The organism is Streptomyces sp. NPDC049954 (assembly GCF_040656295.1).
Taxonomy (GTDB): domain Bacteria; phylum Actinomycetota; class Actinomycetes; order Streptomycetales; family Streptomycetaceae; genus Streptomyces.
Window position 1 is genome coordinate 1 of sequence record NZ_JBFALS010000021.1, and the last position, 23,716, is coordinate 23,716.

At 71.0% G+C, this 23,716-nt stretch carries 21 protein-coding genes and 5 tRNA genes; 17 read left to right on the forward strand and 9 right to left on the reverse strand.

Annotated elements, in window-relative coordinates; all coding sequences use genetic code 11:
* The 3 genes from AB0J21_RS31255 to AB0J21_RS31265 form a co-directional block, all read right to left on the reverse strand.
* Nucleotides 1-386, reverse strand: a 386-nt coding sequence (locus AB0J21_RS31255) for a DUF742 domain-containing protein (protein ID WP_363149538.1), incomplete at its 3' end; no start/stop codon positions are given.
* Nucleotides 387-486: 100 nt separating this feature from the next.
* Nucleotides 487-900, reverse strand: a complete 414-nt coding sequence (locus AB0J21_RS31260; protein ID WP_363149602.1) for a roadblock/LC7 domain-containing protein — start codon at nt 898-900, stop codon at nt 487-489.
* A 9-nt stretch (nt 901-909) separates the two neighbouring features.
* Nucleotides 910-5,124: a nitrate- and nitrite sensing domain-containing protein gene (locus tag AB0J21_RS31265; RefSeq protein ID WP_363149539.1), complete on the reverse strand. Its 4,215-nt coding sequence runs from the start codon at nt 5,122-5,124 to the stop codon at nt 910-912.
* Nucleotides 5,125-5,858: 734 nt separating this feature from the next.
* On the opposite strand from AB0J21_RS31265, the gene AB0J21_RS31270 reads away from it, so the two are divergent.
* The 8 genes from AB0J21_RS31270 (at nt 5,859) to AB0J21_RS31305 (ending at nt 9,535) form a co-directional block, all read left to right on the forward strand.
* Entirely contained in the window at nt 5,859-6,635 is a 777-nt protein-coding gene (locus AB0J21_RS31270; RefSeq protein WP_363149540.1) for a fumarylacetoacetate hydrolase family protein, read from the forward strand.
* Nucleotides 6,628-8,100, forward strand: a complete 1,473-nt coding sequence (gene gltX, locus AB0J21_RS31275; RefSeq protein ID WP_363149541.1) for a glutamate--tRNA ligase — start codon at nt 6,628-6,630, stop codon at nt 8,098-8,100. The genes AB0J21_RS31270 and gltX overlap by 8 nt, the downstream gene beginning before the upstream one ends.
* A gap of 149 nt (nt 8,101-8,249) precedes the next feature.
* Nucleotides 8,250-8,975, forward strand: a complete 726-nt coding sequence (locus AB0J21_RS31280) for an HAD family hydrolase (RefSeq protein ID WP_363149542.1) — start codon at nt 8,250-8,252, stop codon at nt 8,973-8,975.
* An 85-nt stretch (nt 8,976-9,060) separates the two neighbouring features.
* Nucleotides 9,061-9,132: transfer RNA gene (locus tag AB0J21_RS31285), tRNA-Gln, on the forward strand.
* Between the two features lie 18 nt (nt 9,133-9,150).
* Nucleotides 9,151-9,223: transfer RNA gene (locus AB0J21_RS31290), tRNA-Glu, on the forward strand.
* A 61-nt stretch (nt 9,224-9,284) separates the two neighbouring features.
* A tRNA-Glu gene (locus AB0J21_RS31295) sits at nt 9,285-9,357 on the forward strand.
* Nucleotides 9,358-9,369: 12 nt separating this feature from the next.
* A tRNA-Gln gene (locus AB0J21_RS31300) sits at nt 9,370-9,441 on the forward strand.
* An 18-nt stretch (nt 9,442-9,459) separates the two neighbouring features.
* Nucleotides 9,460-9,535, forward strand: a tRNA-Glu gene (locus tag AB0J21_RS31305).
* A 185-nt stretch (nt 9,536-9,720) separates the two neighbouring features.
* Here AB0J21_RS31305 and ndgR read toward each other — a convergent pair.
* Nucleotides 9,721-10,437, reverse strand: a complete 717-nt coding sequence (gene ndgR, locus AB0J21_RS31310; RefSeq protein ID WP_363149543.1) for an IclR family transcriptional regulator NdgR — start codon at nt 10,435-10,437, stop codon at nt 9,721-9,723.
* Between the two features lie 179 nt (nt 10,438-10,616).
* On the opposite strand from ndgR, the gene leuC reads away from it, so the two are divergent.
* The 4 genes from leuC (at nt 10,617) to AB0J21_RS31330 (ending at nt 14,102) form a co-directional block, all read left to right on the forward strand.
* On the forward strand, nt 10,617-12,041 hold the full coding sequence (leuC, locus tag AB0J21_RS31315; RefSeq protein ID WP_363149544.1) for a 3-isopropylmalate dehydratase large subunit: 1,425 nt from the start codon (nt 10,617-10,619) through the stop codon (nt 12,039-12,041).
* A gap of 3 nt (nt 12,042-12,044) precedes the next feature.
* The gene (gene leuD / locus AB0J21_RS31320) at nt 12,045-12,638 is read left to right on the forward strand and encodes a 3-isopropylmalate dehydratase small subunit (RefSeq protein ID WP_363149545.1); all 594 of its coding nucleotides are present in this window, start codon (nt 12,045-12,047) and stop codon (nt 12,636-12,638) included.
* Nucleotides 12,639-13,074: 436 nt separating this feature from the next.
* Nucleotides 13,075-13,302 (forward strand): hypothetical protein, encoded by a 228-nt coding sequence (locus AB0J21_RS31325; protein WP_363149546.1) that lies wholly within the window; start codon nt 13,075-13,077, stop codon nt 13,300-13,302.
* Between the two features lie 152 nt (nt 13,303-13,454).
* Nucleotides 13,455-14,102: an HU family DNA-binding protein gene (locus tag AB0J21_RS31330; protein WP_363149547.1), complete on the forward strand. Its 648-nt coding sequence runs from the start codon at nt 13,455-13,457 to the stop codon at nt 14,100-14,102.
* Nucleotides 14,103-14,519: 417 nt separating this feature from the next.
* On the opposite strand, the gene AB0J21_RS31335 is transcribed toward AB0J21_RS31330, so the two are convergent.
* Together AB0J21_RS31335 and cofC are read right to left on the reverse strand one after the other, a co-directional pair.
* Nucleotides 14,520-14,723, reverse strand: a complete 204-nt coding sequence (locus AB0J21_RS31335) for a hypothetical protein (RefSeq protein WP_363149548.1) — start codon at nt 14,721-14,723, stop codon at nt 14,520-14,522.
* 55 nt (nt 14,724-14,778) lie between these two features.
* Complete coding sequence (cofC, locus tag AB0J21_RS31340; protein WP_363149549.1) at nt 14,779-15,486, reverse strand: 2-phospho-L-lactate guanylyltransferase; 708 nt, start codon at nt 15,484-15,486, stop codon at nt 14,779-14,781.
* 209 nt (nt 15,487-15,695) lie between these two features.
* Here cofC and AB0J21_RS31345 point away from each other — a divergent pair, with 209 nt between their 5' ends.
* The 3 genes from AB0J21_RS31345 (at nt 15,696) to AB0J21_RS31355 (ending at nt 19,218) form a co-directional block, all read left to right on the forward strand.
* On the forward strand, nt 15,696-16,532 hold the full coding sequence (locus tag AB0J21_RS31345) for a lysophospholipid acyltransferase family protein (protein ID WP_363149550.1): 837 nt from the start codon (nt 15,696-15,698) through the stop codon (nt 16,530-16,532).
* Between the two features lie 8 nt (nt 16,533-16,540).
* A complete protein-coding gene (locus AB0J21_RS31350; RefSeq protein ID WP_363149603.1) occupies nt 16,541-17,551 on the forward strand; it encodes an NAD(P)H-dependent glycerol-3-phosphate dehydrogenase in 1,011 nt (336 codons plus the stop codon).
* Nucleotides 17,552-18,048: 497 nt separating this feature from the next.
* A complete protein-coding gene (locus AB0J21_RS31355; RefSeq protein ID WP_363149551.1) occupies nt 18,049-19,218 on the forward strand; it encodes a D-alanine--D-alanine ligase family protein in 1,170 nt (389 codons plus the stop codon).
* Between the two features lie 69 nt (nt 19,219-19,287).
* Here AB0J21_RS31355 and AB0J21_RS31360 read toward each other — a convergent pair whose 3' ends face one another.
* The gene (locus tag AB0J21_RS31360) at nt 19,288-19,767 is read right to left on the reverse strand and encodes a DUF3515 domain-containing protein (protein ID WP_363149604.1); all 480 of its coding nucleotides are present in this window, start codon (nt 19,765-19,767) and stop codon (nt 19,288-19,290) included.
* A 27-nt stretch (nt 19,768-19,794) separates the two neighbouring features.
* Nucleotides 19,795-20,028: an Lrp/AsnC ligand binding domain-containing protein gene (locus AB0J21_RS31365; RefSeq protein WP_363149552.1), complete on the reverse strand. Its 234-nt coding sequence runs from the start codon at nt 20,026-20,028 to the stop codon at nt 19,795-19,797.
* Nucleotides 20,029-20,249: 221 nt separating this feature from the next.
* On the opposite strand from AB0J21_RS31365, the gene AB0J21_RS31370 reads away from it, so the two are divergent.
* Nucleotides 20,250-21,242, forward strand: coding sequence for a thiamine-phosphate kinase (locus AB0J21_RS31370; protein ID WP_363149553.1), 993 nt, complete (start codon nt 20,250-20,252; stop codon nt 21,240-21,242).
* Nucleotides 21,243-21,337: 95 nt separating this feature from the next.
* Nucleotides 21,338-22,141: a bifunctional hydroxymethylpyrimidine kinase/phosphomethylpyrimidine kinase gene (thiD, locus tag AB0J21_RS31375; RefSeq protein WP_363149554.1), complete on the forward strand. Its 804-nt coding sequence runs from the start codon at nt 21,338-21,340 to the stop codon at nt 22,139-22,141.
* Nucleotides 22,142-22,331: 190 nt separating this feature from the next.
* Here the strand turns inward: thiD and AB0J21_RS31380 are convergent, their stop codons facing one another.
* Nucleotides 22,332-23,549, reverse strand: a complete 1,218-nt coding sequence (locus AB0J21_RS31380; RefSeq protein ID WP_363149555.1) for an FAD-dependent monooxygenase — start codon at nt 23,547-23,549, stop codon at nt 22,332-22,334.
* Nucleotides 23,550-23,716 lie beyond the last annotated feature (167 nt).

The window sequence follows — 23,716 nt, forward strand, 5'->3', positions numbered from 1 at the left end:
ACCCTTTCGAGCAGTGTCACGTCTGGCTGGCCGCCGGCGTTCTCGTCGCCGCCGGGCTGGTGGATCGCGACGAGTCCGGCTTCCGCCAGGTCGGCCACGAGGATCCGGGCGACGCCCAGGGGCATCGTCAGGAGTGCGGAGACCTCCGCGACCGACTTGACCTCACGGCACAGATGGCAGATCCGCTGGTGTTCCGGGAGCAGGCCCGACATCTGCATCGGGTCCGCCGTGGTGCTGACCAACGCCTCGATGGCGAGCTGGTAACGGGGCCTGGTCCGGCCGCCCGTCATGGCGTACGGCCGCACCAGCGGCTGGTCTCCCTCGATCCCGAAACCTGCGGAGTGCGGGCTTCCGTAGGGATCGTGCGAGGCGTTGGGCGGTGTCATGAATCCTCCGGACGGGACAGCGGGTGGTCAGCGCCGTCAGGCTGTGGCCGGTGGGGGGAACTGAAACGGCCGGCGGTGGCGGTTACTGCGGGTGGTGCGCTCAGTGAAGAAGGCTGCCCTGGAGTTCCGCACGCAGGTCCGGCGTCAGCACGGCCCCCGCCCGGTCCACCAGCAGCGCCATCTCGTATCCCACCAGGCCGATGTCGCACTCGGGGTGGGCGAGCACGGCCAGGGAGGAGCCGTCGGAGACCGACATGATGAAGAGGAAGCCGCGCTCCATCTCCACGACCGTCTGGTTGACGGTGCCGCCCTCGAAGATCCGGGACGCCCCCGCGGTCAGCGAGGTCAGGCCGGAGGCCACGGCCGCGAGCTGGTCGGCGCGGTCACGCGGAAAGCCTTCGGACATCGCGAGGAGAAGTCCGTCGGCGGAGACCACCACCGTGTGCGACACCCCAGGGGTGTTGTCCACGAAGTTGGTGATCAGCCAGTTCAGGTTCTGTGCCGCCTGGCTCATGGGGGTCAACTAGCGCTCCTGCTGGTGAGAGGGGCGGGGGTGGCTGCCGGTCGACTGCCCGTCCCCCGCCTGACGCGGGGGGACACCGTTGCCGGCCTGGTAGCGGCCCTGCTGGATGCCCCTGCGGAGATTGGTCAGCCGGCCACGCACGTCGTCGGGCGCCCGGGAGACCTGGGGACCCACGTGCTGCTGGGGCTGCTGCTGGGCGGTACCGGGCACCAGGTTGGCGCGCGGCACCCTGCGCGGCAGACCGGAGGTCGTGATGCCGCCCGCCGAGGGCTGCTTCACCCGCTCCGCCTGCCGGACCAGCTCGTCATTGGGGGAGGCCCGCCACGTACCGGAACCCTCCGTGCCGTTCGCGGGCCGGCCCTCACCGGGCGCCGCCGCGGCGGGCGGCTGCGCAGGAGGCTGCTCGGCGGCCGGCCGGCTCTCCTGAGCGGGCGGCTGCTGCGTGCCGGTACCGCCGTGGAACCAGTTCGTCTCCAGCGTGTCGTACAGCGGGGTGCGGCCGTCACCGGCACCGGCCGAGGGCAGCCCGGACTCGCCGGGCGCGCCGCGCCGCGGCAGGGAGCCGGGCCGCGCGCCACCGGGGCCGGGCTGACCACCCGGCCGGCCCGTGCCGTTGAGGCCGGGGTGCGCCGACGGGTCGTACTGCGGGCTCTGCCCCGTCTCGTACGCCGCCGGGGCGGGGAACTGCCCCGTGGAATATGCCCCAGTGTCGTAGCCGCCCTGCCCGGAGCCCTGTTGCGTGTCGCGGTACTGGCCGAGATCGTGCTGCCCGGTCTCGTACCCACCGGCGGCGAACTGACCCGTGTCCTGACGACCGGCGTCGTACCCGCCCTGCTGGCCGCCGCCGTTCTGCTGCGGCGTGGGCTGCCCGCCCTGCTGCCCCGTGGCATATGCCCCTGTGTCGTACTGGCCGCTGCGGTCGGCCGGGTAGCCGTTCGCCTGCCGGCCGTCGGCGTACCCCTCGTACGGGTAGGCGGACGGGGCCTGCGCGGCGTCCTGACCGGGAGCGCGGCCCTCGAAGGCGTCCTGGCGGGGGAGGGCGCCGGTCTCCGAGGCGGAGCCGTACCCTTCCTGGCCGTGCGCCTGGCGCTCCTCGGGTCCGCCCGTCCCCGACGGGGCACCGGGAACCGGGAACTGCCCGGTGGAGGACGGGTCCTGACGGTTGTCGTACCCGCCGTACCCGGAGCCGCCGACGCCCTCGGGGGCGGGCATGTCGTCCGTGATCGCCGGGAACTGCGCCGTCGAACCGGGCCCGCGGTCGTCGCGCGCCACCGGGTAGGCCCCCGTGGCGGGACCCGACTGCGGCTCGTCGTGACCCCGCGGGGCGTCCAGCGGGGCCTGCGAGCCTGCCGGGCCCTCCTGGTCGCCCCAACGCGGTGCACCGGGCTGCGGGTTGCCGCCCGGAAGCTCGGCACGCGGTCCGCCGCGCGGCGGCAGCTGCGGACGACGGCTCTCCGCGTCGCCCTGCGGAGCGCGACGCGGCGGCGGGACGGGGGCGCCGGGCCGGCCGCCGAAGGCGTCCGGACCCTGGGCGGGCCGCAGGCCCTGGCTCTCGTCCTGCCCGTAGCGGGCCGGGACGCCGCCCTGCGGCGGGTCCTGGCGGCTGTCGCCGAACAGCCCGGGGACGCGGTTGCCGTCCTGCTGCGGGGCCTCGCCGCGGCCCGGACCGCGCTGCGGCAGTCCGGCGCCACCCACCTGCGGGAAGGGCTCGCGAGAACCCTGGCCGCCCTGGGGGCGCCGGCTCTGCGGCGGCTGTCCCTGAGGGCTCTGGTTCTGCGGCGGCCGGTTCTGCGGGGCCTGTCCCTGCGGGGACTGACCCTGAGGGGCGGGGCGTCCGCCCGGACCGGCCTGCGGGGTGTTGTCGCGGCCCGGCAGCGCGGCACGCGGACCGGCGGGCCCCACCTGGCCGCGGGCCGGAACGGCGCCGAGCTGACCGGCGGGACCGCCCTGACCGGCGCCCGGGGCGCCGCCGAGAGCGGGCGCGGGGGAGCCGCGCCGCGCCGCCGCCACACCGGCCGCGGCCTGCGCGGCGGCGGGGCCGCCGCCACCGCCCGGCTTGCCGCCGGGGGCCTTGCGGCCGCCCTGGGCGACGTCCACCGGCAGCATGACGAGCGCCGTCGTACCGCCCGAGTCGGAGGGCCGCAGCTGGATGCGGATGCCGTGGCGCTGCGAGAGGCGGCCGACCACGAACAGACCCATGCGGCGCGAGACGGAGACGTCGACGGTGGGCGGGGCGGCGAGCCGCTCGTTGATCGCGGACAGGTCCTCGGGGGACAGGCCGATACCGGTGTCGTGGATCTCGACCAGTACCCGGCCGTCCGGCAGGGCGTGGCCGGTGACCTTGACCTTCGTCTGCGGGGAGGAGAACGAGGTCGCGTTCTCCAGCAGCTCGGCGAGCAGGTGCACGAGGTCGTTGACCACGCGGCCGGCGACGTCCGTGGAGGGCACCGAGGACAGCTCGATGCGTTCGTACTGCTCCACCTCGGAGGCGGCGGCGCGCAGGACGTCGACCAGCGGCACCGGACGGGTCCACCGGCGGCCCGGCTCCTCACCCGCGAGGACCAGGAGGTTCTCACCGTTACGGCGCATACGCGTCGCGAGGTGGTCGAGCTTGAAGAGCGAGGAGAGCTGGTCGGGGTCGGCCTCGCGGGACTCCAGTTCGGAGATGAGCGAGAGCTGACGCTGAATCAGGCCCTGGCTGCGGCGCGAGAGGTTGGTGAACATCGCGTTGACGTTGCCCCGCAGCATGGCCTGGTCGGCGGCGAGCCGGACCGCCTCGCGGTGCACGTCGTCGAAGGCCGCGGCGACCTTGCCGATCTCGTCCCTGGAGTGCACACCGACCGACTCGACGGAGGTGTCCACGTCCTGCGGGTCCGACTCGGACAGCTGCTGGACCAGCTCGGGCAGACGTTCCTGGGCGACCTTGGTGGCCGTGTCCTGGAGCCGGCGCAGCGAACGGATCATGGAGCGGGAGACGACGAAGGCGCCGACCAGCGAGACACCGAGGACCAGGATGATCAGGGCACCGTTGAGGATGGCCTCGCGCTCGGCGTCCTGGCGCAGCTCACGGGCCTTCTGCTCCATCTGACCGAGCAGCGTGGTCTCGATGGTCTTCATCTGGCTGATCTCGTCGGAAGCCGCGTCGGTCCAGTCCTTGTAGGACCACTTCCCCGTCCCCTTGATGCCGTTCTCGCGGCTGAGCGCCCGGTTCGCGTAGCTGCGGGCCGACTCGATCGTGGGCTGGTTGGAGTTGATCGGCCGCAGCAGTTCCTCGGGGTTGCCGCCGTACACCGCGTAGACCTCGCGGAACTGGTCCAGCTCGCTGGTCTCGTTGCTCAGCGCGTTGAGCGCGTAGCGGCGGTCCGTCTCGGAGAGCTTGCCGTGCTCGGTCTTGTTCGGCGGCAGGGCCGCGGCGATCACGGCGCGCTGGACCGAGGCGTACTCCTTCGCGGAGGAGAACGCGGCCAGCGCGCGGGTGCGCTGGACCATCTCGGGATTGCTGGTGGCCTGCGCCATCTCCTCCGACAGGCTCAGCAACTGGTCGATCAGCTGGCTGTAGGCGTCGACGGTCTGGGTGATCGAGGCCTTGTCGGCGTAGGCGTCCCGGCGGACCGCCTTGAGCTGGGCCAGACGGGTGCTGATCGCGCCGAGATTGCTGCGGACACCGTTGAGCGAGCCGTTGCCCGATATCTCGTTGGTGTTCTCCAGGAACGACTTGACCGAGCGGTCCGTCTTCGAACGCCAGCTGGACACCGAGTAGTCGGTGGCCTTGACCCCGTGCGCGAGCGGGCCCGCCGACTGGTCGCGCTCGTCCTGGAGCGCCGCCGCCAGCTCGGTGGCCTGCTTGGTCATGTCGGTCAGCAGCTTCATGTTGTCGAGCTGCTGGATGTCGTCCAGCGAGTTGCTGATGCGCAGCCCGCCCAGCGTGGTCGCGGCGGCCACGGGAAGCACGAGCAGCGACACGAGGCGGGTGGAGATGCGCCAGTTGCGCAGCGCCATGCGCGAGCCGGGCCCGGTCGGCCCGCTCTGCTTGGGCTTCGCCTTGCCCTTGGGTTGCTCGGCGTTGTCCGGCGTGCTCGGGGCCCGGTTCTCACCGGGGTCGGCCGGGGCCTGCCCGGACTGCGGAGTGTGCTGGGCAGAGGAGCCGCGGTCGGTCCCGCCGCGCGGCTCCGGCTCCGCCGCAGCGCTGCCATCCCTCTTGAAACGTCCCTGCACTAGCGTCGCAACCTCTGGACCAGGCGCCCTCCCGCCGAAGCGGTCGGAGCGGTGTCGAGTCATGGAGATCCGAAGGACCTCCCGGTGGTCGTGAGTGACCGGCGCGTCTCCCTTTACCGCCGCCGCTCGGCGCTGTGTTGCGCCCCCAGCGCGCCGGCCGATACCCGCGGCGGTCCGGGGAATTCCAGCACAGTGCAGGATCTCCAACAAGGCCCGTCGGACCGGGTCCGCGCACTGTGACCGCTTGTGAGGGGCGTATCACGACCTGTGCAAAGTGATCTTCGGGAAAGCGGGCATAAAGGGACCGAACGTCCGCGTCCCGCAAGTGTCCCGGTCGGCATGATCGGGAGCGGAATACGGGCTTCCATGACGAATGCCTGGTTTGTTCAGGGGGTGGAGCCGGGCAGTATGACCCACTTTTCCTGTCGCATCGTGAGTAAACTCACATGGATCCGGTGTCTGGCCGCTTGAATGTGTGGGGAGTGGGGCGTCCGGGCCCCCGGTTCGGGATGCCTTCCACACCGCCTCCACCGGCCGCACACGTCGTGCGCCCCCGTGCGCCTCCCCCTCCGGGCCGCCGTCGCGGACCCCGTCGCGTACCCCGCGCGCCGCCCACCGTGGAAGCTCGCGCGGACGCCGTGGCGGCACCAGAACGGCGCGAGCCCGTCAGCGGCCCGCGCGTTAGCCTGGGACCTCAGACTCCAGCAGCGAAAACAGAGGGGCACCCGCCAGCCGTGCGCATCGCCAGATTCTCCATCGACGGCAATGTCGCCTTCGGGGCCGTCGAGGGTGAAGGCCCCGACAGCCTCGTCCTCGACATCATCAAGGGCATCCCGTTCGCGGACTTCGAGCTCTCGGGCACCAAGGTCCCCCTGGACAAGGTCCGGCTCCTGCCGCCCGTCCTGCCCAACAAGGTCGTCGGCGTGGGGCGCAACTACGCCGAGCACGCGGCCGAACTCGGCAACGAGGTGCCCGAGGTCCCGCTGACCTTCTTCAAACCCTCCACCTCGGTGGTCGGCACCGGCGACCCCGTCGCGTACCCCTCCTTCTCCCAGGACGTGCAGTACGAGGCCGAACTGGCCGTCGTCATCGGCCGCATGTGCCGCGAGGTGCCCCGGGAACGCGCCAAGGACGTCATCCTCGGCTACACCTGCGCCAACGACGTCACCGCGCGCGACGTCCAGAAGCGCGAGAAGCAGTGGGCCCGGGCCAAGGGCTTCGACAGCTCCTGCCCGCTCGGCCCCTGGATCGAGACAGACCTCGACCCGGCGGATCTCACCATCCAGTGCACCGTCAACGGCGAACAACGCCAACTCGGGCGCACCAGCGAGATGATCCGCTCCGTCGAGGACCTGATCGTCCACATCTCCGAGGCCATGACCCTGCTCCCGGGCGACGTCATCCTCACGGGCACCCCCGCGGGGGTGGGCCCGCTCAGCGTCGGCGACGAGGTCGCCGTCCACATCGAAGGCATCGGCACTCTCACCAACAAGGTGATCAAGCGTGGCTAACGGCACCGTCCGCGTACGTTTCTGTCCCTCCCCGACCGGCAACCCCCACGTCGGCCTGGTCCGCACCGCCCTGTTCAACTGGGCCTTCGCGCGCCACCACGAGGGCACCCTGGTCTTCCGCGTGGAGGACACCGACGCGGCCCGCGACTCCGAGGAGTCCTACGAGCAGCTGCTGGACTCCCTGCGCTGGCTCGGCCTCGACTGGGACGAGGGCCCCGAGACCGGCGGCCCGCACTCCCCGTACCGCCAGTCGCAGCGCATGGACGTCTACCAGGACGTCGCGCGCCGGCTCCAGGAGGCCGGCCACGCCTACCGCTGCTACTGCACCACCGAGGAGCTGGACGCCCGCCGCGAGGCCGCCCGCGCCGCCGGCCGCCCCTCCGGCTACGACGGCCACTGCCGCGACCTGAGCGCCGAGCGGATCGCGGCGTACGAGGCGGAGGGCCGCAAGCCGATCGTCCGCTTCCGGATGCCCGACGAGACGATCACCTTCACCGACCTCGTGCGCGGAGAGCTGACCTTCACCCCGGACAACGTGCCCGACTACGGCATCGTCCGGGCCAACGGCGCACCCCTCTACACGCTGGTCAACCCCGTCGACGACGCCCTCATGGAGATCACCCACGTCCTGCGCGGCGAGGACCTGCTCTCCTCCACCCCGCGGCAGATCGCGCTGTACAAGGCGCTCATCGACCTGGGCCTGGCCAAGGAGATCCCCGCTTTCGGGCACCTCCCGTACGTCATGGGGGAGGGCAACAAGAAGCTCTCCAAGCGTGACCCGCAGGCGAGCCTGAACCTCTACCGCGAGCGCGGCTTCCTGCCCGAGGGGCTGCTCAACTACCTGTCGCTGCTCGGCTGGTCCTTCTCGCCGGACGAGGACGTCTTCACCCTCGACCAGATGGTCGCGAAGTTCGAGATCGGCGACGTCAACGCGAACCCGGCCCGCTTCGACCTCAAGAAGGCCGAGTCGATCAACGGCGACCACATCCGGATGCTGCCGGTCGAGGACTTCACCGCCCGCTGCGCCCCGTGGCTCGCCGCCCCGTTCGCCCCCTGGGCCCCGGAGAACTTCGACGCGAAGGCCTTCGCCGAACTGGCCCCGCTCGCCCAGACCCGGCTGACGGTGCTGTCCGACATCACCGCCAACGTCGACTTCCTCTTCCTCGACGAGCCGGCCGTCGACGAGGCGTCCTGGAACAAGGCGATGAAGGAGGGCTCCGACGCCCTCCTGCGCACCGCCCGCGAGAAGATCGCCGCCGCCGACTGGAACGCGGAGGCGCTCAAGGAGGCCGTCCTGGCCGCCGGTACCGAGCACGGGCTCAAGCTCGGCAAGGCCCAGGCGCCCGTCCGCGTCGCCGTGACCGGCCGCACCGTGGGCCTGCCGCTGTTCGAGTCCCTGGAGGTCCTGGGGCGCGACCGGACGCTCGTCCGTATCGACGCGGCCCTGGCCAGGCTGGCCGGCTGAAGCCGGCACACGCCGTTCAGCACGTCCCCGGGGGCGGCCACCGCACACGCGGTGGCCGCCCCCGGGCCGTATCCGTACGGCCTGCTCCCGTATCCGTACGTCCTGTTCCCGACCGCCGGGATCGCGCTCGCGCGCGTACGCTCGAAGCCATGCCGATCAAAGCCGTGGTCTGGGACATCGACGACACGCTTTTCGACTACGCGACCGCCGACACCGCCGGCATGAGCGCCCACCTCGCGGCCGAAGGGCTCCTGGAGAGCCATGGAGGGCCCGAGGCGGCCCTCACTCGCTGGAAGGACCTCACACGGCGCCACTGGGCCCGCTTCGCGGCCGGTGAGGTGGACTTCCAGGATCAGCGCAGGGACCGCGTCCGCGAGTTCGTCGGCGCCCCGCTGAGCGACGTGCAGGCCGACGACTGGTTCGACCGGTACTTCGGCCACTACGCGGCGGCCTGGTCCCTCTTCCCGGACGTCCTGCCCGCCCTGGACGCCCTCGCCCCGCACTACCGGCAGGCCGTCCTGTCCAACTCCTCCGCCGTCCCCCAGAGCCACAAACTGCGCAGTCTCGGCGTCCACGACCGCTTCGAGGCGCTGCTGTGCGCCGCCGAGCTGGGCGTGTCCAAACCCGCGGCCGAGGCGTTCCTCGCCGTGGTCGAGGCGCTGGGGCTGGCCCCGGAGGAGATCGCCTACGTCGGTGACCAGCCCGAGATCGACGCCCGTGGCGCCCACGAGGCGGGGCTGCTCGGCGTGTGGCTCGACCGCTGCGACTCGGGCCTGCCCGCTCCGGAGGGTGTGCACCGCATCACGAGCCTCGGACAGCTGCCCGCACTGCTCACCGCCGATACCCGTTTTGGAGCGCCGTCGACCTTCGGGTAATGTTCTTTCTGCGCCGCCCGAGCGGGCCGGAAGGCCCGGAGGACAGCGCACAACCAATACCAACCCCTCAAGGGTTGTGTTGCGGTGGGCTATGGTGTAATTGGCAGCACGACGGTTTCTGGTTCCGTTAGTCTAGGTTCGAGTCCTGGTAGCCCAGCTGATCACTTGTGATCGCGCCCCCGTTGTGTAGCGGCCTAGCACGCTGCCCTCTCACGGCAGTAGCGCCGGTTCGAATCCGGTCGGGGGTACAGATCCTTCTCGCGGAGACATGCGGGTCGCTCCCCATGTCACTGACGCAGGATCGCTAGGGCCCCCGTTGTGTAGCGGCCTAGCACGCTGCCCTCTCACGGCAGTAGCGCCGGTTCGAATCCGGTCGGGGGTACTGAACATCCTTTGGGCTATGGTGTAATTGGCAGCACGACGGTTTCTGGTTCCGTTAGTTTAGGTTCGAGTCCTGGTAGCCCAGCTGATCACTTGTGATCGCGCCCCCGTTGTGTAGCGGCCTAGCACGCTGCCCTCTCACGGCAGTAGCGCCGGTTCGAATCCGGTCGGGGGTACCAACGAAGAGAAGGCCTTCCGCCTCGTGCGGGGGGCCTTCTTCGTGTTTCCCGGTGCTCTCGCGGTCCCGGGCTCCGGGGCGTGCGGTTCGCGGGCCGGACGGGCGGGGCGGGGCGGCGTCGTTGACGTCCCGCCGTCGCGTACGGGTGTGGGGTGCGGGTGGTGTGCCGGGCGGGGGAGGGGCGGATCAGCCGGTGCGTCGCAGCGCCTCGCTCAGCCGGCCGGCGGCGTCGATGACGGCCTGGGCGTGCATCCGGCCCGGGTGCCGGGTCAGCCGCTCGATCGGGCCGGACACCGAGACCGCCGCGACCACACGGTTGGACGGGCCACGCACCGGGGCGGACACCGAGGCGACCCCCGGCTCCCGCTCCCCGATCGACTGGGCCCAGCCGCGGCGCCGTACGCCCGAGAGCGCCGTCGCGGTGAAGCGGGCGCCCTGCAGGCCCCGGTGCAGGCGCTCCGGTTCCTCCCAGGCCATGAGGATCTGCGCGGAGGAGCCCGCCTTCATCGTGAGGGTCGAGCCCACCGGAACGGTGTCCCGCAGGCCCGAGAGCCGCTCGGCCGCCGCCACACAGATCCGCATGTCGCCCTGCCGGCGGTAGAGCTGAGCGCTCTCGCCGGTCACGTCGCGCACGTGGGTGAGTACCGGTCCGGCCGTCGCGAGCAGCCGGTCCTCGCCGGCCGCGGCGGCCAGTTCGGCCAGCCGCGGGCCGAGGATGAACCGGCCCTGCATGTCCCTCGCCACCATGCGGTGGTGTTCCAGTGCCACGGCCAGTCGGTGAGCCGTGGGCCTGGCCAGTCCGGTCGCTGCGACCAGCCCGGCGAGGGTGGCCGGACCGGACTCCAGGGCGCTCAGAACCAGAGCCGCCTTGTCGAGAACGCCGACGCCGCTAGAGTTGTCCATGCAACGATACTCGCGTCTCACTCTGTGAAACGCAAGTTCAATTTTCCCGGGAACTTGCGAGTCTGTAGACGCGGGCCCGTGGACCAACGGGCCGGTCGGCCGGCGTCCGAGGTGTGGGGAGGGACGCGGCCCTCATGTCTCTAGTTGGGCCGGCATCGCCGCCGGCCGAAGGGAAAGCGATGGGTAGGACACTCGCGGAGAAGGTCTGGGACGACCACGTCGTCCGGCACGCCGAGGGCGAGCCCGACCTCCTCTTCATCGACTTGCACCTGCTGCACGAGGTCACCAGCCCCCAGGCCTTCGACGGACTGCGGCAGAACGGCCGACAGGTGCGGCGACTCGACCTCACCATCGCCACCGAGGACCACAACACCCCGACGCTCGACATCGACAAGCCGATCGCCGACCCGGTCTCCCGCGTCCAGCTGGAGACGCTGCGCAAGAACTGCGCGGACTTCGGTGTCCGGCTGCACCCGCTCGGCGACGTCGAGCAGGGCGTCGTCCACGTGGTGGGACCCCAGCTGGGACTGACCCAGCCGGGCACCACCGTGGTGTGCGGCGACTCGCACACCTCGACCCACGGCGCCTTCGGGGCCCTCGCCTTCGGCATCGGCACCTCGCAGGTCGAGCATGTGCTCGCGACCCAGACGCTGCCCATGGCGCGCCCCATGACGATGGCCGTCACGGTCGAGGGCGAACTGCCCGAGGACGTCAGCGCCAAGGACCTGATCCTCGCCGTGATCGCCAAGATCGGCACCGGCGGCGGTCAGGGCTACATCCTGGAGTACCGCGGTCCGGCCATCGAGAAGCTCTCGATGGAGTCCCGCATGACGATCTGCAACATGTCGATCGAGGCGGGCGCCCGCGCCGGGATGATCGCCCCCGACGAGACGACCTTCGCCTACCTCAAGGACCGCGACCACGCCCCGCAGGGCGCCGACTGGGACGCGGCCGTCGCGTACTGGAAGACCCTGCGCAGTGACGAGGACGCGGTGTTCGACGCCGAGGTCGTCATCGACGCCGGGGAACTGGCCCCGTTCGTCACCTGGGGCACCAACCCCGGACAGGGCGCCCCGCTGTCCGCGAACGTGCCCGACCCCGCGACGTACGCCGACACCTCCGAGCGCCACGCCGCCGAGAAGGCGCTGGAGTACATGGGGTTGAGCGCCGGGCAGCCGCTGCGTGAGATCTCCGTGGACACCGTCTTCGTGGGCTCCTGCACCAACGGCCGGATCGAGGACCTGCGCTCGGCCGCCGCCGTCCTGGAGGGCCGCAAAGTCGCCGAGGACGTACGCATGCTGGTCGTCCCCGGCTCCGTACGCGTCGCGCTCCAGGCCGTCGAGGAGGGTCTCGACAAGGTCTTCACCGCCGCCGGCGCCGAATGGCGGCACGCGGGCTGCTCGATGTGCCTGGGCATGAACCCCGACCAGCTCGCCCCCGGTGAGCGCTCCGCCTCGACCTCCAACCGCAACTTCGAGGGCCGGCAGGGCAAGGGGGGCCGCACGCACCTCGTGTCGCCCCAGGTGGCCGCGGCCACCGCGGTGCTGGGCCGGCTCGGCTCGCCCGCCGATCTGTCCGACGCCGTCACGCCCGCGGGAGTCTGAACCATGGAAGCCTTCACCACGCACACCGGTCGCGCCGTTCCGCTGCGCCGCAGCAACGTCGACACCGACCAGATCATCCCGGCGCACTGGCTCAAGAAGGTAACCAGGGACGGGTTCGAGGACGGCCTGTTCGAGGCCTGGCGCAAGGACCCGGAGTTCGTCCTGAACAAACCGGAGTACAAAGGCGGGACGGTGCTCGTGGCCGGCCCCGACTTCGGAACCGGCTCCTCGCGCGAGCACGCCGTCTGGGCCCTGCAGAACTACGGGTTCAAGACGGTCATCTCCTCGCGCTTCGCCGACATCTTCCGGGGCAACTCCCTGAAGAACGGCCTGCTGACCGTCGTCCTCGACCAGGAGGTCGTGGAGCGTCTGCAATCCCTCGTCGAGCGGGACCCGCAGGCGAGCGTCACCGTCGACCTCCAGGACCGCCAGGTCCGGGCCGAAGGGATCACCGCCGACTTCGAACTCGACGAGAACGCCCGCTGGCGGCTGCTGAACGGCCTCGACGACATCAGCATCACGCTGCGCGAGGAGGAGTCCATCTCCGCCTACGAGGCGAAGCGCCCCTCCTTCAAGCCCCGGACTCTCGTGGTCTGATCCCGCGGCTCGCGACAGAGCCCCTCGCTCTGTCCCGACGGTGCCCCCGGCCCTCCCGGCCGGGGGCACCGTCGCGTCCCGGCCCGGGAGGCGCCGGGGTGCCGGGGATGCGGGGGGAGCTGGAGGAACGAGAAGGGTGGATACGGCATCCATTCGGTGAGCAATCGGTGGCCGCACGGCTTCTCGCCCCGTACACGGGTAGCCGGAGGAGGGCACGCGACATGGCCAAAAACCCTCGGTCGGCGCAGTGTTGTGAACCCCCTGGCCGCGAGCGTCGGCAGCCGAACGAGTGTGCTCAACTCCCTTGCCAGTAAAGGGAGAAGGTGGTTCCACATGGCTCCTGCCAGGGCGGCTGTGACCAGCCCGAACAGGCGGCCGCAGTGGGTAGTTACCCCCTGCGGAGGCGACAACTCAGGCCAGATGGCACAATCGAGGCATGGAAAGCGACGGCCAACTCCAGCTTTACGGCGCGGTCGCCGACCGGCTCAAAGAAGCACACACAAGGGTGCGCACACTGCAAGTCCCGGAGGGCGTACGGATGGCGCTGACCCGGAAGCTGCTGGTCATTACGGCCGCGGCCAAACACGATCTCGCAGGAGCGGCAACACGCCTGGACCGATTGATGAAGGACCTCGATGAGGGCCGATTCCCCGAAGACGGTTGAGTCGGTCCCGCCGGGAGAACTCCCAGGGGCCCGAGTTCGTTGCGGCACAAGGGTGATTAGCCCGTTTCGTGTTTGATTTGCGGTATATATCCGCCTAACGTGCGAAAAAGCTTGAACAGATTCGTTCTGGCAATGTCTCCGAAGGGGAAGACGTGAACAAGGCGCAGCTCGTTGAAGCGATTGCCGACAAGGTCGGCGGGCGGCAGAACGCCGCGGACGCCGTCGACGCGGTTCTGGACGCGATCGTCCGTGCCACCGTCGCGGGTGACCGTGTCTCTGTCACCGGCTTCGGCTCGTTCGAGAAGGTCGACCGTCCGGCCCGCTACGCCCGCAACCCGCAGACCGGGGAGCGCGTACGGGTCAAGAAGACCTCGGTGCCCCGCTTCCGCGCGGGCCAGGGCTTCAAGGACCTCGTGAGTGGGACCAAGAAGCTCCCGAAGAACGATGTCGCGGTGAAGAAGGCGCCCAAGGGCAGCCTCACCGGCGGTACCAAGACCACCGCCAAGGCGGCGGCGAAGAAGGCCACGGCGAAGAAGGCCACGGCCGCGAAGAAGGCGACCACCACCGCCAAGAAGGCCACCCCGGCGAAGAAGACCACGGGCGCCGCGAAGAAGACCACGACCGCCGCCGCGAAGAAGACGACGGCGACCGCCACTCCGGCGAAGAAGGCCACGACGGCCAAGAAGGCCGCCGCGAAGAACACCGCCCCGGCGAAGAAGGCCACCGCCAAGAAGGCCCCGGCCAAGAAGAGCACCGCGCGGACCACCACGGCCAAGAAGGCCACGGCCCGCAAGAAGTAACCCGCGCCCCGGACCGTACTCAGCAACGGCCGCGGCCGGACCTCCGGCACCCCGGAGGGACGCAGAACTCACGCGTCGGGCCGGGCTCCCTCGGGAGCCCGGCCCGCGGCGCGTCCGGGTGCCTGCGTACGCGAGTTCATGCGCTGCGCCCTTGCCGTCTCGGCTGTGCCCTTGTCGTCATCGGGGGGCGCGGCTGTCTCGTAACTGCGTTTGCCTGCGTTGCGAACGGCCTTGGTGTGGGGCGTCTTGGTGTGGGGCGTCTTGTGTGGGCGCCGGGGAAAGGTTTCGGCCATCGGGCGCGTGGTGGATGCTCCCGCCGGGGCCGGGACTTCGGCGGGATGGCCGCATCCGCAACGGCCACAGGCTCAGAGGGCCCGGAGCGCCGTCGATCACGAGGCCTCGGACGGCACCGAACCGTCAGAAGGTCTGGAGCGTCACCAAAGTGATGCGGCGCGAGGTGCCTTCTCCCGTCGTCTCGATCCTGACCCGCTGCCCGGGACGCAACAGCCGCAACCCGCCGGCCGTGAAGGCCGCCGCGTCGAAGGGCACCGGGGTGCCGTCGTCCAGCAGCACGCTGCCCGTGTGGTCCTGTGCGTCGTAGGTGTACGCCGTTGCCTGCATGGGGCGAGCGTAACGGGGCGGTCGGACAGCCCGGACCTCGCGCCGGGCCGGTCTCTCAGGCTCCCGCCGGGCAGCCTGCCCCGTCGCTCTTCGGCGGGCCGTCGTGCGCCGGCAGCAGCGTGGTGACGCGCTGTGTGAACTGCCCCACCCCGAGCGCCAGGGCGGAGCGCAGATCGTCCGCCGTGTCCACGTCCTGGCGCACCGAGGGGACGTCGGGAAGTCCCAGTTCCCGGGCGCCCGAGGCCCGGTGCCTGGACCGGGACCGGCCGCCGAACAACGGGCGCAATTCCGTTCCGGGGGCAGCCGCCAGGAATGTCGTCCCGATTTCTGCCGCGTCAACGAGGAAAGAGCGCGGGAAATGCCCGGCGCTCTTCAGGACCCGGGACAATTCAGTGACACGCAATGCCGGGAGATCCGCGTTCAGCGCCGCCACCGGCGCTCCCGGACGGGTGTGGCGCGCCGCGTCGGCGCCGTGCGCGAGCGCCGCGTTGAGTCCCTGGCCCGGCTGGTCCGCGACGACGCCCGCGCCCAGTGCGCGCAGCGCCCCGGCGGCCTCGACATCGTCCGTGACGACTACCACATCAAGGACTTCGGGACACGCCAGCGCGGCGGCGACGGTGTCCTGGGCGAACGCCAGCGCGAGTCGCTCGCGCAGCGGCGCCGGAACGTGCGCGGCGAGTCTCGTCTTGGCGCGGGGCAAGGGCTTCAGGGGGACGACCAGCGTCCACAGGAGGTCCGGGGCCGGTTCGGATGGAGTGCGCATCGCGGTCATTGTCGCCTGTCGCGGCTGTGCGCGGGGGCGGCGCCGGCCGCGGGCGCGGACGCCGCGCGGCCCCTGTGCCGCCGGGACCTGCGCAGAGGTCGGGCGTACGGTGTCCTCGACAGACGGGGGACCTGGGGCCACACTTGTGCGGCCTGCCAGGCGTAGTACGTAACTCCGGTCCGAACAGGTCCGAACAGGAAGGTGTCCGCGTGTCCCGCCGCAAAATCGGCTTCTGGTACCGCTTTGCGGCGGTGGTGCTGAAACCGCCGCTGCTGGTTCTCTTCCGGCGGGAATGGCGCGGAATGGAGCACATGCCGCAGGACGGCGGATTCATTACCGTCGTCAACCACAATTCCTACCTCGACCCGTTGTCGTACGCACACTTCCAGTACAACACCGGTCGGCTCCCGCGGTTTCTGGCGAAGGACGGCCTTTTCAAGAAGGGCCTCGTCGGTGCGATGATGCGCGGCACCTCCCAGATTCCCGTCTACCGCGAGACGACCAACGCGCTGGACGCCTTCCGCGGAGCCGTCGCCGCGATCGACAAGGGCGAATGCGTCGCCTTCTATCCGGAGGGCACCCTCACCCGCGACCCCGACATGTGGCCCATGACCGGGAAGACGGGCGCCGCCCGCGTCGCCCTGGAGACCAGGTGCCCGGTCATCCCCGTCGCGCAGTGGGGCGCGAACCTCGCGATGCCTCCGTACGCCAAGGAGAAGAAGTTCCGGTTCTTTCCGCGCAAGCGCCTGGAGGTGCTCGCCGGACCGCCCGTCGACCTCTCCGCGTACTACGGCAAGGAGCCGACACCCGAACTCCTCAAGGAAGTCACCGAGGTCCTGATGGGCGCGGTGACCCGCCTCCTGGAGGAACTGCGCGGCGAGAAGGCGCCCGCCGTGGTCCACGACCCGCGCCGTGTCCGCATAGAACAGCGCCGTAGAGCAGCCGAGGCCAGGAAGAAGGCCGCCGGCGGCCCGGACGGCGCGGACCGGGGCGGCAACGCCACTCGCCAGCACAGCAACAGCACGACAGGGGAGAGCACCACGTGACAGGTCAGGTGAACGGCCCCGTGAAGGCCGCCGTCTTCGGCAGCGGCTCCTGGGGCACCGCCTTCGCCATGATCCTCGCCGACGCGGGCTGCGACGTCTCCATGTGGGCCCGTCGCCCCGAGGTCGCCGAAGCGATCAACTCCACCCGCACCAACCCGGGCTACCTCCCTGGCGTCACCCTCCCCGACCGGGTCACCGCCACCTGCGACCCCGCCGAGGCCGCCGACGGTGCCGACTACGCGGTGCTCGTGGTGCCTTCGCAGACCCTGCGGGAGAACCTGGCCGCGTGGAGCCCGTCGCTGGGCCCCGACACGGTGCTCGTGTCCCTCATGAAGGGCGTCGAACTCGGCTCCGCGATGCGGATGAGTGAGGTCATCGAGGACGCCACCAAAGTCGGGCGCGAGCGCATCGCCGTCGTCACCGGACCCAACCTCGCCGGGGAGATCGCCGCCAGGCAGCCCGCCGCCGCCGTCGTCGCCTGCCAGGACGAATCCGTCGCCCGGCGTCTTCAGCGGGCCTGCCACACCCCGTACTTCCGGCCCTACACCAACACCGACGTGGTGGGCTGCGAACTCGGCGGTGCCGTCAAGAACGTCATCGGCCTCGCGGTCGGCATCGCCGACGGCATGGGGCTCGGCGACAACACCAAGGGCTCCCTGATCACCCGCGGGCTCGCCGAGACGACGCGCCTCGGCCTCGCCATGGGCGCCGACCCGATGACCTTCTCCGGTCTCGCCGGCCTCGGTGACCTCGTCGCGACCTGCTCCAGCCCGCTGTCCCGCAACCACACCTTCGGCACCAACCTCGGCCGCGGCATGACCCTCGCCGAGACCATCGCCGTCACCAACCAGACCGCGGAAGGCGTCAAGTCCTGCGAGTCCGTGCTCGACCTCGGTCGCCGGCACGGCGTCGACATGCCCATCACCGAGACCGTCGTGAGCATCGTCCACGAGGGCAAGGCGCCTCTGGTGGCGCTCGAGGAACTCATGTCGCGCAGCGCGAAGTCGGAGCGGGGCTGAGGGGGCGGGGCTGAGCGGACGGGGTCGGGCGGACGGGGTCGGGGCGGGCGTCGGGGCTCGTGAGCGCCGTTGCATATGCCACGGGGCGGGCGGGCCGCCGCCTACGTGCTCCGTCGCCTATGCCACGGGGTGGGCGAGACCGTTGCCCATGCGCCCTGTCGCATATGCCACGACGTCGGCGGGCCGCCGCCTACGCGCCCCGTCGCATATGCCACGGGTCCTTCGGGAGGGTGCGGCTGCCGCGCCCCGTCGCATATGCCCCGGCGCGGGCGGGAAGGTCGTTTCCCGCGCCCCGTCGCATATGCCACGCGGCCGGCAGGTCACCGCCTACGTGCTCCGTCGCCTATGCCACGGGGCGCGACAGGCCGATGCCAACCCCGCGTCCGACGGCCCCGCGTGGTCGGAGGGCCGGGACGGGCCGCCGTACGGGCGCACCGGGCGGATCGATCCCTCCGTACGCTGACGCGAGGCCTACCAGCAGGTACGCTCAACGCGATATGAGCAGCCAGAACCTCTCCCAGAGCCCTGTTCCCCCCGCCGGCGGAGGGGAGCCGCGCAAGCCGCTTGTGGCCGTCGTCTTCGGTGGCCGCAGCTCGGAGCACGGCGTCTCCGTCGTCACCGCCGGAGCCGTACTGAACGCCATCGACCGCGAGAAGTACGACGTGCTGCCCATCGGCATCACCACGGACGGCCGTTGGGCCCTCACCGCGGACGCCCCGGAGCGTATGGGGATCACCGACCGTTCCATGCCGAGCGTCGAGCAGCTCGCCGAGGGGGCGGAGGGCAGCGTCGTGCTTCCGCTGGACCCCGGAAGCCGTGAGGTCGTCTACAGCGAGGCCGGCTCCGTGCCCAAGGCGCTCGGCGAGGTCGACGTCGTCTTCCCCGTGCTGCACGGCCCGTACGGCGAGGACGGCACGCTCCAGGGCCTGCTCGAACTGTCCGGCACGCCCTACGTCGGTGCAGGAGTGCTCGCCTCCGCCGTCGGCCAGGACAAGGAGTACATGAAGCGCGTCTTCACCTCCTTCGGCCTGCCCGTCGGGCCGTACCTGGTGATCCGCCCGAGGGAGTGGGAGAGCGACCCGGCCGACGCGCGGCGCCGCATCGTCGACTTCGCCGCCGACCACGGCTGGCCGCTGTTCGTGAAGCCCGCCCGGGGCGGCTCGTCCATGGGCATCAGCAAGGTCGACGGCTTCGAGGACCTCGACGAGGCCATCGAGGAGGCGCGGCGTCACGACCCGAAGTTCCTGGTCGAGTCCCTCCTGAGGGGCCGCGAGATCGAGTGCGGCGTCCTGGAGTTCGAGGACGGGCCGAGGGCCAGTCTGCCCGCGGAGATCCCGCCCGTCACCGACCACGCGTACTACGACTTCGAGGCCAAGTACATCGACTCGGCCTCGGGGGTCGTGCCCGCCCCGCTGACGCCCGAGGAGACGGCCGAGGTGCAGCGGCTGGCCGTCGCCGCCTTCGAGGCGACCTCGTGCGAGGGCATCGTCCGCGCCGACTTCTTCCTCACCGACGAGGGATTCGTCATCAACGAGATCAACACGATGCCGGGGTTCACGCCCATCTCCATGTACCCGCAGATGTGGGAGAAGAGCGGCGTGAGCTACAGCGAACTGATCGACCGGCTGCTCCAGGCCGCCCTCAGCCGTTCGACCGGGCTGCGCTGACCCGTTCACGCGACCGGGACGCTTTCCTGGAGAAGTGGGGCGGCCCGGTGGGCCGCCCCACGGCGGTGTTCAGTCGGCGATGCCCTTGGGGATCGTCCTGGAGATCGGCTTCGCGAGGTCGGTGAGGGGCGCGAGGCCCTCCTTGACGCGGGACTTGGGGATGCTGACCTCGACGTAGGCGGTGCGCAGCACCGTCGTCACACGGTAGGAACCGTCGCCCTTCTCGAAGACGTTCCAGTCGACTCCGTTGACCTCCGCCCCGTCCGCGTCGGGGTCGTTCATCTCCGCAGGGCGGGGCACGCCGCAGCGAAGTATGATCGCCGGGTCGCCCCACCCCGCGGTCAGTTCGGACTGCGGCTCGGGATCGTTCCTGCTGAGCCCGTTCACCTTGTCCGGCAGCTGTTCGTCCAGCTTCCGGCACAATGCGGTCGCGGCCGTGCCCGGGGACGGAACCGCCGCCTTCTCCGTGCCGTTCGTCGAGGAACAACCGACGGCAGCGCACAAGGACACCAGTACAGCGGGACCGGTGAGACGCCGGAGCACAGAGATGTTCACGCGGCCCAGCGTAGACGGGGGTTAGAGATGGACGACGGGGCAGGTCAAAGTACGGGTGATGCCCTCCACCTGCTGGACTTTGGCGACGATCATGCGGCCCAGATCGTCCACCGTGCTCGCCTCGGCCCGCACGATCACGTCGTAGGGACCGGTGACGTCCTGGGCTTGTATGACACCGGAGAAGCCACTGATGACCTCGGCGACGGCGGACGACTTGCCGACCTCCGTCTGAATCAGAATGTACGCCTGTACCACGGAACCTCCAGGGCGGCCATGAGGATCATGGGGGGAAAGGGGACGCCACGTTATCGCGTCGTCGCTCACCACGGGGAGACCCGGGGCGCTGGTGGCGTCGGTACGGTGCCCGACGGTGCCCCGGAGGGGTACGACACGGGGAAGTTCACGTACGACTTGACGGTACCTATGGCGAAGACGGCGCGCGACCGCAAGCGCAACGGCGCAGAAGGGGCACGAGGATGAAGGGCACTGTGGGGGAACTGGGAGAGTTCGGGCTCATCCGGGAGATGACCTCGCGACTCACCACGACACCGGCCGTGCGGCTCGGCCCGGGGGACGACGCCGCCGTGGTCGCCGCCCCGGACCGCCGCGTCGTCGCGAGCACCGATGTCCTCCTGGAGGGGCGGCACTTCCGGCGCGACTGGTCCACCGCCTACGACGTGGGCCGCAAGGCCGCCGCCCAGAACCTCGCCGACATCGCCGCGATGGGCGCCGTACCCACCGCGCTCCTGCTCGGCCTCGTCGTCCCCGCCGAACTCCCCGCGACGTGGCCCACCGAACTCATGGACGGGCTGCGCGACGAGTGCCAGGTGGCCGGCGCCGCCGTCGTCGGTGGAGACCTCGTACGGGGCGACACCATCACGGTCGCCATCACCGCACTCGGCGACCTCCGCAACCACGAGCCCGTCGTCCGCTCGGGCGCCCGGCCCGGCGACGTCGTCGCCGTCACCGGGTGGCTCGGCTGGTCCGCGGCCGGCCACGCGGTCCTCTCGCGCGGGTTCCGTTCGCCGCGTGCTTTCGTCGAGGCGCACCGTCGCCCCGAGCCCCCGTACCACGCGGGGCCCGCGGCGGCCGGGCTCGGAGCCACCTCGATGACCGACGTCAGCGACGGGCTCATCGCCGACCTCGGGCACATCGCCGAGGCCAGCAACGTGCGCATCAACATCGTGTCCGGGAAGGTCGACGTCCCCTCGCAGATGAACGACATCGGCCAGGCCGTCGGCGTCGACCCCCTGCAGTGGGTGCTCACCGGGGGCGAGGACCACGCCATCGTCGCGACCTTCCCCTCCGAGGTGAAACTTCCGGCGCGGTGGAAGGTCATCGGCGAGGTGCTCAACCCCTCGGCCCGCCCCGGAGTGACGGTCGACGGCGCCCCGTGGACCCGCGCCGGCGGCTGGGACCACTTCGGCGACACCGGCGACGACGGCATCGAGACTCCGGGAGACGCGTGACCGCCTCGACGTCGCGCGGCCGCCACTCCGCCGTGTGGACCACGTCGCCCGCGGACGCTGTGGCGCGTTGACGCACGGGCGGTAGATTCGTGCGTATGCACATACCTCCGCGCGTCCTGACCGTCGCAGGCTCCGACTCCGGCGGCGGCGCCGGAATCCAGGCCGATCTGAAGACGATGCTGGCCCTGGGTGTGCACGGCATGAGCGTTCTCACCGCCGTCACCGCTCAGAACTCCCGCGGCGTGCAAGGTGCTTGGGAACTCCCCGAGGAGGCGGTGCGGACGCAGTACCGCAGCGTCGTCGACGACATCGGGGTACAGGCCGTCAAGACGGGGATGCTGTCGTCGGCGGCCCTGGTCGAGACCGTCGCCGCCCTCCTCGCCGAGACCGACGCCCCGGTCGTGGTGGACCCGGTCGGCGTCTCCAAGCACGGTGACGCCCTCCTCGCCGCCGAGGCCCTCGACTCCGTACGGACGAAACTGCTGCCCGTCGCGACCGTGGCCACCCCGAACCTCGACGAGGTCGCCCAACTGACCGGCGTCCACGTCACCCGCCCCGAGGACCTGCCCGAAGCCGCTCGGGCGATCCTGTCCCACGGCCCCCGCTGGGCTCTCATCAAGGGCGGACACCTTTCCGGGGAGGCCGTCGACCTCCTCACCGACGGCACCGAGGAACACTGGCTCAGCGCCCCGCGCCTCGACAACCGGCACACCCACGGCACCGGCTGCACCCTCGCCTCCGCGATCGCCTCCCATCTCGCGCTCGGCCGCACCGTGCCCGACGCGGTACGCGCCGCGAAGGACTACGTGACCGGCGCCATCGCCGCCGGTTTCCCGCTCGGTGCCGGCATCGGCCCCGTGGACCACGCGTGGCAGTTCCGGGAGCGGACGGGGGAGTAGGGGACGACTGGGCGGACGGAAGGCGTGCACTACGCCGTACGGGTGACGGCGGTGCGCCCCACGGGGCCACCACGTCACCCGCACGGCGTAGGCCGTAGTCACCCGCAGGGCGTAGGTCACTCGTGCGGCGTAGGTCACCCGTACGCCATGGGTTCTCGACGCGCGGTAGCCGTGCCTCCGTCTCAGCGGGTCAGGCCGGGGCACCCGGCGCTACGTCCGCCTCCGCCCCCTCGTAGTCCTTCAGCCGGAGGTTCTGTGCGGCGCGGAGGGTGAGATGCCGGAAGACCCCGGCCACCGGTCGCGAGCTCAGTAGGCGGTACATCCGGTCCCTGCTGCGGATCTTCGCCTCTGTCGGAGGAGCGAAGAACGGGCCCGCGTTGCCCGCCGTCTTCTGGCAGCCCCTCGCGAAGCGCGTCACCGCCGCCTCGTACGCCGCGAAGGCCGACGTGTGGTCGCCATCCGCCGTCGCCAGCTCACCGGCCAGCACGTAGGCGCACACCAGGGCGGTGCCCGTCCCCATGCCACCCATGGTCGCCCCGTATCCCGCGTCACCGACCAGCACCACCCGTCCTCGTGAGAGACGGTCCACGTGGCACTGGGACAGCGCGTCGAAGTAGAGGTCGTCGGCCGACTCCAGCGCTTTCAGCACCTTCGGGGTCTCCCAGCCCATACCGGCGAACCGCTCCAGGAGCACGCGCTTCTGCGCCGCCACGTCGTGACGGTCGTACGCCAACGGCTCGGAAGCGAAAACCAGAGCGGCACCGCCCCGTTCCGGATCGCCGTCGTAATTACTGAGGAGCACGGTGCGGCCCGGCTCGCTGTACATCCGCGCCGTGCGGTCCAGTCCCAGGTGATTGGGGACGCCGAACCCCGCCACGTAGTAACCGCCGAAGCGGAGGAAGCGCTCCTCGTCGCCCAGCACGAGCCCCCGGGTGTGCGAATGGAGGCCGTCCGCGCCGACGACGAGGTCGTACCGCGCGGACGGGGCGCGGTCGAAAGTGACGTCCACGCCCGCCTCGTCCTCCCGCAGCGTCGCGATGGAGTCGCCGAAGACGTAGCGCACCCGGCGGTGTGTGCGTTCGTACATGATCCGTGCGAGGTCGCCGCGGAAGATCTCGACGTCTCCGCTCATGAACGCGGCCGGCAGATCCACGAGCACCGTCCCCGAGTCGTCGACCACGCTCTGGCGGCCCATGGCGGTCTGCCGCGCGTGCACCTCCTCCCAGATCCCCATGGCGCGCAGGACCTTACGGTGCACGGACCCCCTGAAGTCCACGGCGAAGCCGCCCGTGCGCAGCTCCGGGGCCTTCTCCACCACGGTCACCTCCGCCCCGTAGCGGTCCAGCCACAAGGCTGTGGCGGGACCCGCGACGCTCGCCCCCGACACCAGGACGCGTACACCCGCCAACGGGGCGGACCGGCCTCCGCGCCCGGGGCGCGAGCGGGGCGTGCCGGCGCGACCGTGGTGGCCTGTGCCTGTGCCTGTGCCTGTGCCTGTGCCTGTGCCTGTGGCGTGTACGGGTTCGGGGTGGCTGTCGTGCGGAGGCGTGTGCGCATCAGTCATGCCAGGAGAGT

Coding starts and splice junctions, on each gene's coding strand:
- leuD (WP_363149545.1), top strand. CDS start 12,045: ATGGAAGCCTTCACCACGCACACCGGTCGCGCCGTTCCGCTGCGCCGC.
- ndgR (WP_363149543.1), bottom strand. CDS start 10,437: ATGGACAACTCTAGCGGCGTCGGCGTTCTCGACAAGGCGGCTCTGGTT.
- AB0J21_RS31370 (WP_363149553.1), top strand. CDS start 20,250: ATGAAGGGCACTGTGGGGGAACTGGGAGAGTTCGGGCTCATCCGGGAG.
- thiD (WP_363149554.1), top strand. CDS start 21,338: ATGCACATACCTCCGCGCGTCCTGACCGTCGCAGGCTCCGACTCCGGC.
- AB0J21_RS31325 (WP_363149546.1), top strand. CDS start 13,075: ATGGAAAGCGACGGCCAACTCCAGCTTTACGGCGCGGTCGCCGACCGG.
- AB0J21_RS31260 (WP_363149602.1), bottom strand. CDS start 900: ATGAGCCAGGCGGCACAGAACCTGAACTGGCTGATCACCAACTTCGTG.
- AB0J21_RS31280 (WP_363149542.1), top strand. CDS start 8,250: ATGCCGATCAAAGCCGTGGTCTGGGACATCGACGACACGCTTTTCGAC.
- AB0J21_RS31335 (WP_363149548.1), bottom strand. CDS start 14,723: ATGCAGGCAACGGCGTACACCTACGACGCACAGGACCACACGGGCAGC.
- cofC (WP_363149549.1), bottom strand. CDS start 15,486: ATGCGCACTCCATCCGAACCGGCCCCGGACCTCCTGTGGACGCTGGTC.
- AB0J21_RS31355 (WP_363149551.1), top strand. CDS start 18,049: ATGAGCAGCCAGAACCTCTCCCAGAGCCCTGTTCCCCCCGCCGGCGGA.
- leuC (WP_363149544.1), top strand. CDS start 10,617: ATGGGTAGGACACTCGCGGAGAAGGTCTGGGACGACCACGTCGTCCGG.